Origin of the sequence: Blochmannia endosymbiont of Camponotus sp. C-003, from assembly GCF_023585685.1 — a bacterium.
Taxonomy (GTDB): Bacteria; Pseudomonadota; Gammaproteobacteria; order Enterobacterales; family Enterobacteriaceae; genus Blochmanniella.
This window is the reverse complement of the sequence record NZ_CP097764.1, coordinates 102,471-114,192: the sequence shown is the minus strand read 5'-3', so window position 1 is coordinate 114,192 and position 11,722 is coordinate 102,471. Positions and strand designations below refer to the sequence as shown.

Annotated in this window: 10 protein-coding genes; 9 read left to right on the top strand and 1 reads right to left on the bottom strand. The window is 27.3% G+C overall.

Annotated elements, in window-relative coordinates:
* Positions 1 to 566 precede the first annotated feature (566 nt).
* The 9 genes from hns (at position 567) to minE (ending at position 10,672) form a co-directional block, all read left to right on the top strand.
* Positions 567 to 977, top strand: a complete 411-nt coding sequence (hns, locus tag M9397_RS00455) for a histone-like nucleoid-structuring protein H-NS (RefSeq protein ID WP_250227018.1) — start codon at positions 567 to 569, stop codon at positions 975 to 977.
* A 1,906-nt stretch (positions 978 to 2,883) separates the two neighbouring features.
* Entirely contained in the window at positions 2,884 to 3,690 is an 807-nt protein-coding gene (gene xthA, locus M9397_RS00450) for an exodeoxyribonuclease III (protein ID WP_250227017.1), read from the top strand.
* A gap of 350 nt (positions 3,691 to 4,040) precedes the next feature.
* Complete coding sequence (locus tag M9397_RS00445) at positions 4,041 to 4,265, top strand: hypothetical protein (RefSeq protein WP_250259755.1); 225 nt, start codon at positions 4,041 to 4,043, stop codon at positions 4,263 to 4,265.
* A gap of 6 nt (positions 4,266 to 4,271) precedes the next feature.
* The gene (gene sppA / locus M9397_RS00440; RefSeq protein ID WP_250259753.1) at positions 4,272 to 5,780 is read left to right on the top strand and encodes a signal peptide peptidase SppA; all 1,509 of its coding nucleotides are present in this window, start codon (positions 4,272 to 4,274) and stop codon (positions 5,778 to 5,780) included.
* A 390-nt stretch (positions 5,781 to 6,170) separates the two neighbouring features.
* The gene (gap, locus tag M9397_RS00435; protein WP_250227015.1) at positions 6,171 to 7,172 is read left to right on the top strand and encodes a type I glyceraldehyde-3-phosphate dehydrogenase; all 1,002 of its coding nucleotides are present in this window, start codon (positions 6,171 to 6,173) and stop codon (positions 7,170 to 7,172) included.
* Between the two features lie 478 nt (positions 7,173 to 7,650).
* Positions 7,651 to 8,175, top strand: coding sequence for a disulfide bond formation protein DsbB (gene dsbB / locus M9397_RS00430; protein WP_250259750.1), 525 nt, complete (start codon positions 7,651 to 7,653; stop codon positions 8,173 to 8,175).
* 709 nt (positions 8,176 to 8,884) lie between these two features.
* Complete coding sequence (minC, locus tag M9397_RS00425; RefSeq protein WP_284150756.1) at positions 8,885 to 9,565, top strand: septum site-determining protein MinC; 681 nt, start codon at positions 8,885 to 8,887, stop codon at positions 9,563 to 9,565.
* Positions 9,566 to 9,590: 25 nt separating this feature from the next.
* Entirely contained in the window at positions 9,591 to 10,403 is an 813-nt protein-coding gene (minD, locus tag M9397_RS00420; protein ID WP_250227013.1) for a septum site-determining protein MinD, read from the top strand.
* Between the two features lie 8 nt (positions 10,404 to 10,411).
* Positions 10,412 to 10,672: a cell division topological specificity factor MinE gene (gene minE, locus M9397_RS00415; RefSeq protein WP_250227012.1), complete on the top strand. Its 261-nt coding sequence runs from the start codon at positions 10,412 to 10,414 to the stop codon at positions 10,670 to 10,672.
* 83 nt (positions 10,673 to 10,755) lie between these two features.
* Here minE and tsaB read toward each other — a convergent pair whose 3' ends face one another.
* Complete coding sequence (gene tsaB / locus M9397_RS00410; RefSeq protein WP_250227011.1) at positions 10,756 to 11,481, bottom strand: tRNA (adenosine(37)-N6)-threonylcarbamoyltransferase complex dimerization subunit type 1 TsaB; 726 nt, start codon at positions 11,479 to 11,481, stop codon at positions 10,756 to 10,758.
* Between the last annotated feature and the right edge of the window lie 241 nt (positions 11,482 to 11,722).

The following is an 11,722-nucleotide window of genomic DNA, read 5'->3' as shown; positions in this document are numbered from 1 at the left end:
AATACCAATAACATAAATATAATTTATATTTCATTATCATTTTAAACTTAAAAATTACTGAATCTATAAATTGACAAAATATTTATTTTTATATTCTAAATTAATTTTGATAAAATAAATCTTTTTATTTTATATAAGATCAACAATTTTACAATACTATATATATTTTTAATATTATTTAAATTTTATGCTCAAAATGATACTTCAGTTAAATACAACAATCTATACTTAACACAGTCTATGTATCTATGCATATAATTTAAAATTAATAAAAAGGATATTATTTATATTAAAAATATAAATAAATAAACAATTTCAATTTTAAACCGATAATACTTAAACATTAAATAATACATAAATAATTAAACTAAAATTAATTCAATATCTTTAATAAAACAATAAATTACACTTACTCAATATTTATTGACACTATATATATAATTATCGATTAACACAAAATATAATAAGTTTATTTATAAATTAAATACCCGAGGCCTTGCAGAAAATAAATTAGCACTCTATCCTTATAATAGACTTGTTATTTATTACATTTTGAGATCAATGCGATGAACGACGCACTAAAAATTCTTAATAATATACGCACTTTACGAGCGCAAGCTAGAGCATGCACCCTTGATACCTTGGAGGAAATATTAGAAAAATTAGAAGTAGTTGTTAATGAACGCCGAGAAGAAAATAGTCAAGTTCAAGCTGAAATAGAAGAACATTCTCGAAAATTACAACAATATCGTGATATGCTCATAGCTGACGGAATAGACCCTAATGAACTATTACAACAAATGAGTTCTAATACTAAATCGTTTCATAAAAATAAACGTGCAGCTCGCCCGGCAAAGTATCAATACACTAACAAACATGGCGAAATTAAAACTTGGACCGGACAAGGACGTACTCCCTCAATTATCAAAAAAGCCATTGATGAAAAAAAGAAAAAATTAGAAGATTTTTTACTGTAATTAATAATAAATGATTAACACCTATCTACTTCATATCAAACAAAGAGTTTGAAAACATCACCAAAACTCTTTGTTTGCAATCGTCATATATAATTTATTATATATTATCGCTGTTAGCTATTATTCAAATTAATATTATAATATCCGCAATATCATTATATTTTACTTTTATAAAATATACATATATTTATATCAAACTAATAAATACATGTACATATATTTATATTATTTTATTATTTAAATACCAGATACCCATTAACTACATCATTTAATATAATCAAATTAATTTCCATTAATTTAATAATATTCATCTCTGATTTAAATATAATATTGCCTAACTAAATTATTAGTGTATTAAATTATTACATATTCCTCATGTATATAAATAAATTATATTTAATATATTTCTGTATATTTTATACATATATCCATAACATCAGATTATAACTGACAATCTATACTACTGGTTTATACTTATATTCCTTTAAAATATAAATCTTAAAAAATAATTATTATTAACATCAATTATAAAATTTAAAAATTTTAGTTAGCACAATATCATGATCACTAAACACCATTGCTTATATGAATGTTAATTATCATTTCCACATGCACTCAATGTAAAAATAATTGGATACAAACATAATACATAATTTATTTAAAATTTTATTTTTAATCAAAACGACGCAATACCCACAAACACTTACCAATAAACACATATACTCATCATTGTACTGTTTCTTAAAAGTTGTTAAAATAATTAAAACAACAACTCTGACAGGGCATCATTATGTAATTACGATTTATTTATAATATTGTAGTTTATTGTACTAAATAATATATACTGTAAATTTTTAATAAAAATTAATTGATATTATAAGTATTAAAATATCCCCTTTAAAAGGATTATGTACTTTGGAACAATCATTATAATTATAACGTATACTAATAAAAATTTACACTGAAATCATTATAGCCACTAAAATTTCGATGATACCACTCAGTACATTCTTAAAATTTTTTATGATTATAAATTTTACGAAATATCCTACCACTATACAAAAGAATACAAAAACACTCATTAAAACCATTAATAGCATCGACATAAAACATATTTAGAAACTATTTATAACCATAACCCTGTATATATTTATGCAATCTATAAATTTTTTTGGTCCTTCAAAATAATTCTATATGACTTCAGAAATATATTTATATATACACAAATCATTCGTATCACACATAATATCATTTAATATATCAAAATTATATAAAACACTATAAATCCCATTTGTTTACAATACTATTTCAAATACATATATAAATTATTTTTTAACCATTTCTAAACAAATTTATAAAAAATTGATACAAATTAATTCTAAATCATCATGATATTTTCATTTCAATGATTGCTCATTGTATATAAATATTTTTTCATATAAAATCAGAATAACACCTCAAATTATTGATACATACTTTTTATAAACTAAACCAATCATCATTGTGGTCTTCAATGATTAATTCAATCAATTAAATACCCAATAATACAAATATAAAAAAACTAAAACTACAATCATTGATGTTCATAAATCAACAATCTTCTTATACTTTCCAACCATATCTAAACTTAAAGCAGCTATTCAAAAAAAACAAGAAGTATTGTAACTTATTACCTCATGCCGTGTATAAAAATATCATACACAACAACCTCAAATTTTGAAGTACCAACTATTACCTTGACAGATAAATACACTGAACTAATCATTAATTATAACAAATAACATTTATTTTCATATACTATGCAATACTTATGAAGTATAATGATCAATTATTTTTGAAACTTTTCTTACACTAAACCAACAACACCTATATTTTATAATTGGAAATAAATACGGGTCTTCATCATATGAAATTTGTTTCTTTTAATATAAATGGATTACGTGCTCGTATGCATCAATTAAATACAATTATCCTGAAATTACAACCTGATGTCATTGGATTACAAGAAACTAAAGTACATGATGACTTTTTTCCTATAAAAGAAATACTAAAATATGATTATCATGTATATTATTATGGTCAAAAAAAACATTACGGTGTTGCATTATTTCTACGTCAACTTCCTTTAACTGTTATTCATGGGCTTACTAATGATAATGACTTATCCCAAAAACGAATAATCATGGCTAATATTAAAACATCAATAGGTATATTAACTATCATTAACGGTTACTTTCCTCAAGGAGAAAATAAAAATCATCCAGAAAAATTTGCGTACAAAAAAAATTTTTATAAAAGTTTTCAAAATTATATAGAACGTACCTATCAAGATCATTCATTGTTACTGATTATGGGTGATATGAATATTAGTCCTACAGATTTTGATGTTGGCATTGGCGAAAAAAATAAAAAACGTTGGCTTACGACAGGTCGATGTTCTTTCTTACCAGAAGAAAGAACATGGATCAATCGCTTAATGGATTGGGGTTTAATAGATATATATCGAAACATGCATCCTCAAAATGATGAACGTTATTCTTGGTTCAGCTATAGATCCCGTGGATTTTTCAAAAATAACGGTTTACGCATTGATTTGATATTAGCAACACGTCCTCTAGCGGTCCGTTGTAGAAATAGTGATATAAGCTATAGTATCCGTGGAATGCAACGACCATCCGATCATGCTCCAGTATGGGTAGATTTGGATATTTAATATATACTTTACGTCACACGGAAATCATTTTATATAAACCTTTAACTACTGATACGACATAATGTCACTGAAAATTTTTAATTTTATATTATGTAAAAATTAATAAAATCATAAAAATTATTAATTTTCATTTCATTTATACATATTATGTGATACTTAACTTGATTGAATTGTGAAGCTATAAAATTCATGTGGATTATTATATAATGTTTTTAATAATAAAATCGTTCATTCAGAATATATGGAAAACTACTTATAAAATAATTAGATATGGCATGAATACACTATATCTAATACGAACAATACTAATAAATCTATTTTTTATAATTTTCATTATAATTAGCGTGGGAATGTATTTAAATTTACGTGATCTTTCTACTGGATCATTATCACAGTACTCTGCGTTAATTCTAGATATTTCTGGTACTATCGTAGATAAGCCAGTAACATACAATAAATTTCAAAAATTCAGTCAACATTTATTCAATACAAATAAATCAAATTCTAAAGAAAACTCACTATTTGATATTATCGGCATATTACGTCAAGCCAAAAATGATCCATATGTAACTTGATTAATATTGTCATTAAAAAACTTTTCCGGAAGCAATCAAGCATCATTAGAATATATTGGTAAAGCATTACATGAATTCAAAGAATCCGGTAAACTAATTTATGCAATTTCTGATTATTATAATCAATCACAGTATTTTCTCGCTAGTTATGCCAATAAAATTTATCTTACACCACATGGATTTGTAGATTTACGAGGAATTTCTACCAGCAAGTTATATTATAAATCTCTATTAGATAATTTAAAAATTAACACTCATATTTTTAGAGTAGGTACATATAAATCTGCCGTTAAACCATTTATTCAAGATCAAATGTCAAATCATGTACGACATGAAGAAACAACATTGGTAAATCGTTTATGGGATCAATATTTAAAAACAATATCTACTAATCGTAACGTAACAACACAGTCAATTTTTCCAGGAATTGACAATATACTAAATGAATTACATCAAATGCAAGGGGATACTGCGGCTTATGCGCTCAAAAATAAATGGATCGATGAAATCGCATCTCATTTTGTTATAGAAAATACAATGAAAAAAATATTTGGATCTAATAAACAAGGCACTTCGTTTAATGCAATCAGCATGTATGATTACAATCTTATAGCTCCTACAAAACAAGACAACCAAATAGCAATAATATGTGTTAACGGTCCGATTGTGGATGGACCTAACATACCAGGTTCAATTGGTGGCGATACTATAGCCCATAAAATTCGCAGCGCTCGGTTTGATCCTAAAATAAAAGCAATAGTATTGCGTGTCAATAGCCCGGGAGGCAGTGTAAACGCTTCTGAATTAATTAGATTAGAACTGACAACTACTAGGGATTCTGGTAAACCAGTAATAGTTTCTATGGGTGGCGTAGCAGCATCTGGAGGGTATTGGATATCGACTCCGGCCAATGTTATTATTGCAAGTAACAGTACTATTACAGGTTCTATAGGTATATTTGGTATTATTAATACATTTGAAAAATCTCTCGACGCCATCGGCATTCATAGTGATGGAGCAAATACATCTCCTATAGCAAATATTTCAATCACTACCCCACTCCCTACTGAATATATAAACATGATGCAACTTTATGTAAATACCAGCTATCACTATTTTATTAGCACTGTAGCTGAATCTCGCCGGAAGACCACAGAAGATATTCATAAAATTGCTCAAGGCCACGTATGGCTGGGTTATGATGCAATAAAAAATGGATTAATTGACTATATAGGAGATATAGATGACGCAATAAATAAAGCGGTGGAACTAGCTCACTTACAAGAATATCAACTTAATTGGTACGAAGATAAAGTAAATTGGATAGATGTTTTAATGCAACAAACTAATAAAGTTATTCATAGTATCATTATCAAATTATTAAATCATTATATTTCATTAGATAATTTTAACAACGATAATGTAAACATAAATAACTCTAATATCCTTCAATTTGCATGGAATGATCCAAAAAATTGCTATGCTCTTGATTTAAATTATTTAGCACAATTGTAATATCATATATAATGTAAATTTTTATTTACATACTAACATAACTGTACAATGATGATTCGGTTGCAAAACGTCACATTAATAAATTTATTTGATTTCAATACCTATAAAAAAATGAACATAAAAAACATATTTATATTGTTAGATCATGATAAATTATGAAATACACGTAATTATCGAAAATTAAATATATTACGTATCAATGATGTGATAGTATTATCTATATTACTAATATTGTGTGGAATATCAAACACATCAAAAACACAAATTACTTTTAAGTTATTTAAAATAGTTATTATAAATACTTTGATATATACAAACAAAGTTTCCATACCTGCGTTTACAATTTACAATATAACACATAATTACGATTAAAACAGGAGCATGTAATATATGGCTATTAAAATAGGTATTAATGGATTCGGTAGAATTGGTCGCGTTATTTTTAGATCTGTACAAGAAAGAAAAGATGCAGATGTTGTCGCCATTAATGATTTACTCGATATTGAACATATCGCATATATGCTGAAGTATGATTCAACTCATGGACGATTTAAAGGAACAATTAATGTTCATGGTGATCATTTAATTATTAATAATAAAATTGTGCATTATACCTCAAAAAAAGATCCAAAAAACTTATATTGGAGAAATTTTAATGTTGATGTTGTTGCTGAATCTACAGGAATGTTTTTAACTGAAGAAAAAGCTAATGGACATATAGTTGCTGGAGCCCGTAAAGTAGTACTAACAGCCCCATCAAAAGATGATACCCCAATGTTTGTTATGGGAGTTAATAATCATCTCTATAACGGAGAAAAAATAATATCTAATGCATCCTGTACCACTAATTGTTTAGCTCCACTAGCTAAAGTTATCAATGACAATTTTGGAATCATTGAAGGTATAATGACTACTGTTCATGCTACCACCGCTACTCAAAAAACTGTTGATTCTCCAATGCACAATGATTGGAGAAGTGGGCGTGGTGCTTACCAAAATATTATTCCATCTTCTACCGGAGCAACACGAGCATTAGGTAAAGTTATTAAAGAATTAGATGGTAAATTAACTGGAATATCATTCCGAGTTCCCATTCCAAATGTTTCTGTCGTTGACTTTACTGTTCGTTTAGAAAAATCCGCCTCTTATAAAAATATTTGTGATGTTATTAAACACGCTGCTTATGGAAATTTGAAAGGAATTATAGGATATACTGATGAAAAAGTGGTATCCAGCGATTTTAATGGAGAAAAATTAATCTCCATTTTCGACGCGCAAGCAAGTATTGTATTAAATAATCATTTTGCTAAATTAATATCTTGGTACGATAATGAAACAGGATACTCTGACAAAGTAATTGATTTAAGTGTGTATATTACAAAATATAAATAATATTATCTAATAAATATTGCGACCGGTTGCATAATAACCTAATGGTAAAAATCAAATAAAAACAATTTAATGACTGCCTAATAAGGGGTGTTATTTTTTTCTGAATTCTCAAGCGACATCTCTTATAATATAAGTATAATAAATATCAATAAAATTGATACAATATAAGAGCTATAAAAAATTTTTTTATTATTATACATCTATGAAAATAAACCAACCAATTGTCCTTCATTAATAACACTATGGACATGAACGTTTCAAACACTATTGCCACAAATAAAATTTAAATTAAATTGTTATACTTCTATCATTGTTGATAATTGAATAATATTAGTGACATGTAAATGATGTATATCATTACCACATATATCGTTTACATAATTTTAACCATAGTAGACTATATGATATCAAATTTTACTTTGTTTTAAAAATGTTTAAATACATCAGGTTGAATTGTGTTAATTTTAGGTAATTATTTATGTTACGTTTTTTTAATATTTGTTCTAAAACTAGAAAATGTTGGATTTTATTAATATTTACCGTTGTTATTTTAGAGTTAGTAGCCTTATATTTACAACACATTGTTTTAATAAAACCTTGCGTGTTATGTATATATCAAAGATGCGCTCTATGGGGCATAGGAATTGCTGGTTTGGTTGCGACAATTGCTCCATTTACTCTTTTAAGATTTTTTGCTATCCCAATTTGGATATACAGCGCTTGGAAAGGATTAGTGTTAGCTAAAGAATATATTAACATTCAGTTGCATCCATCTCCATTCTCCATGTGTGATTTATTTGTACAATTTCCTAATTGGTTACCTTTGAATCAATGGTGGCCTTCTATGTTTGATGCTAATGGAGATTGTACTGAGTATAAATGGTACTTTTTGTCATTAGAAATATCTCAATGGATGCTTATAATTTTTGCTAGCTACTTGATAGTAGCGATACTCGTGTCTTTATCACAAATTATTGATATCCAAAAATACAACAACAAATAGAATACAAATAACATGATACCAATCTTCAAATATCAGCACATATTTTACTTTTACACATAAAACATAAAATATTATCATTAATCTTCATTGTGTAATCACTCATTAATTTTATTGCACATATACACTGAAAAATCGATATATAATCGTGCTAATCAAATTCACACATATAATATTTATCTTACATAATATTGTTTAATAAACACAAATCAAATATATGCTGTACTTAAAATAACACCTTATGAACTAATATTAGTTATCATTTATTCTTATTTTTTAAAAAATTTCGTTAATGGATATACTGTATTAACATCTAAAATTCTTAAAATCGAAAATTACATGATCAATACACCAACCTATAACATACTGATTGAGTATCCTGTCAATAGAATTGAATTAATTTATTTTAATAATTTATACAAATATACAATCACTAATATCGCACAACTTTAAATATACCATATTTACTACAACTCTAAAATATATTATACTACAGCGATTATTGGACTATTTATGATTATTAATTAATTTTTTTTATTGATTCATTATCATTTTTCCTGCTTTACTGTAGGCAGTAATAATATCTTTACACTTAAAAATAAATTATATATAAATCATAGTATGAATAATAATAAATAAACATACATTCACACAAATAATAATATCAAACATAAACATACGATACCTGTATTTAAATTATGAAAAAATTAATGTGTCCATTAGTATAAAAGGGAGTAATTTTACATTATTAGTGATGCATATCTATAGTACATGCATAGAACTGATTCGTCGATCATTGGAAGAAAAAATAGAAAAAGCTCCCTTTTTTTTATTAAAAAACACACCAATTGTTATAAACATTGGTAATCTTGATTATTGTAACAACTGGAGCGCTCTGTATCGAACAATATCCGATGCTGGATTGTTTATAATTGGGGTATGTTGTTGTCATAATAAAAAATTAAAAGAAACAATTATTCGTAGTGGAGTACCTATTCTCGCAGAAGGAAATGCTATAAAAAATAAATATTCTTCAGAATATTTATACAGCAACATTCCAATAATTGCTAAAACACAATTAATCAATACTCCAGTACGTTCTGGACAAAAAATATACGCTCGTAATCGAGATTTAATCATTATTGAAAATGTTAGCACTGGAGCTGAAATCATTGCCGACGGCAATATCCATATTTATGGTATAATGCGAGGTCGGGTATTAGCCGGAGCATCCGGTAATAAAGAATCCCAAATTTTTTGTACTCATTTATCTCCTGAACTAGTATCGATCGGAGGACGTTATTGGTTAAGCGATCAAATTCCAAAAGAATTTTTAGGTAAAGCGGTAAGACTAAGTTTAAAAAACGATATGCTTATCATTAAAAATTTATAATGTATCCTGCAATAAGGATTTTTTTATGACGCGAATAATAGTTGTTACTTCAGGAAAAGGAGGAGTAGGTAAGACAACATCAAGTGCATCTGTTGCTACTGGGCTAGCACGTAAAGGTAAAAAAACCGCTGTTATTGATTTTGATATTGGTTTGCGTAATCTTGATTTAGTTATGGGATGCGAACGCAGAGTAGTATATGATTTCATTAATGTCATTCAAGGTGAAGCCACCTTACACCAAGCGCTAATTAAAGACAAACACACTGATTATTTATATATTCTACCTGCGTCACAAACACGCGATAAAAATTATTTAACCCTAGGAGGAGTAGAAGAAATATTAAATAATCTTAATAAAATGAACTTTGAATTTATAATATGTGATTCTCCTGCAGGTATTGATAGTGGAGCCTTAACAGCTCTATATTTTGCAGACGAAGCAATTGTCACTACCAATCCAGAAGTGTCATCAGTACATGACTCAGATCGCATGTTGGGTATTTTAGCATCTAAATCTAAACGTTCTGAAAATGGTGCAACAACAATCAAAGAACATCTATTACTAACTCGATATAATCCTAGCCGTGTTCGACGAGGAGATATGCTTAGTTTAGACGACGTCATAGAAATATTAAGAATTCCTTTATTAGGTGTTATACCAGAAGACAAAGCAGTATTAAAAGCATCCAATCAAGGCGAACCAATTATTTTAGATTCAAAATCTCAAGCAGGACAAGCTTATTCAGATACAGTAGATCGTTTATTAGGAAATTCATGTCCTTTGAGATTTATTAAAGAGAAAAAAATCAACTTTTTCAAACGATTTTTCAAGAGATAATACTTATTATGGTATTAGTAAATTTCTTTTTTTTTAGAAAAAAAACACCAGCCAACATCGCCAAAAAAAGACTACAAGAAATTATTTCTGAACATAACACTAGAAATAATTCTTCCCCATATTATTTACCTCAATTAAAAAAAGATTTAATCCAAACAATAAGTAAATATACACATGATCCACACATACTTTCAATCCAATTAGAAAAAAAAGACAACAAAACATCCATCTTAAAATGCAAGATAATTTTTTTTAATGAAGAAACATAATACAACATACACGCATCACATAAAATATTGAAATATGGACTTCTAACATTACTAGACAACCAATAACATTGCAAAACTAGATATCATCTGTTTTTACAACTAACTACTGCATTACGTAAATACACAGGTTGCACCTGATTTGGATTAACAAATATCTTATTTATCCAATTATACAGTCCTAAAGGCAACATATCCTGTGCTTCAGGCAACATAACGCTCCTATTCTTTAAAGCAATTACGCGAGGCATCTTTTCAGCACATGCTAATATTGGATAGTTATTCCAACCTGTTCCTACAAGCGCCCAATTACCCTTCATCTTCTGAAAATAAGAAGAACATATTAATCTTTTTTCGATTATTTCCGGATTTATAATAGACTCATTATCGCTACATATCCAACAACTATCGTCGCTCATCCGATGATAACAAGCCCAATATAACTCACCCATACGGGCATCAATAGTAGAGATAACTTGTTTAACAGAAAAAATACGCCAAGCCCCTTGCGCTAATACTTCTAAAGAAGACACCCCCACTAAAGGTAAATCCGCCCCTAACGCCAAACCCTGTGCGACACTGATCCCAATACGTACCCCTGCAAAACTACCCGGTCCTCTATTAAATACAATACAATCAAATGATTCCAAAGTAACACCTACTTCAATCAATAATTGATTAATCATAGGTAATATTTTTTCTGAATGACTCTTTGGAGCTATAATTTTATGATCATATATGCTATGATCAATCATGATCGCAACAGAACACAATTCAGTAGTAGTATCAAAAGCCAAAATTTGAGTAGACATATCAAACAAATAAAAAATAAAATTAATTAATAATAAAATTATTAACTGTATTTAAATAATATGTATTTTTGTACCTATAATAAAATATAAAGTTTTTATTCAACTAAATAAAATCTCTACAAAATAAAATTACATGAATATTAGAATTATATTAAAGATTAATAATAATTGATAATTTTATCACAACAACACACACATTATATATATGATTTTTCAAGTATTCTATAATGCAACATAGTAA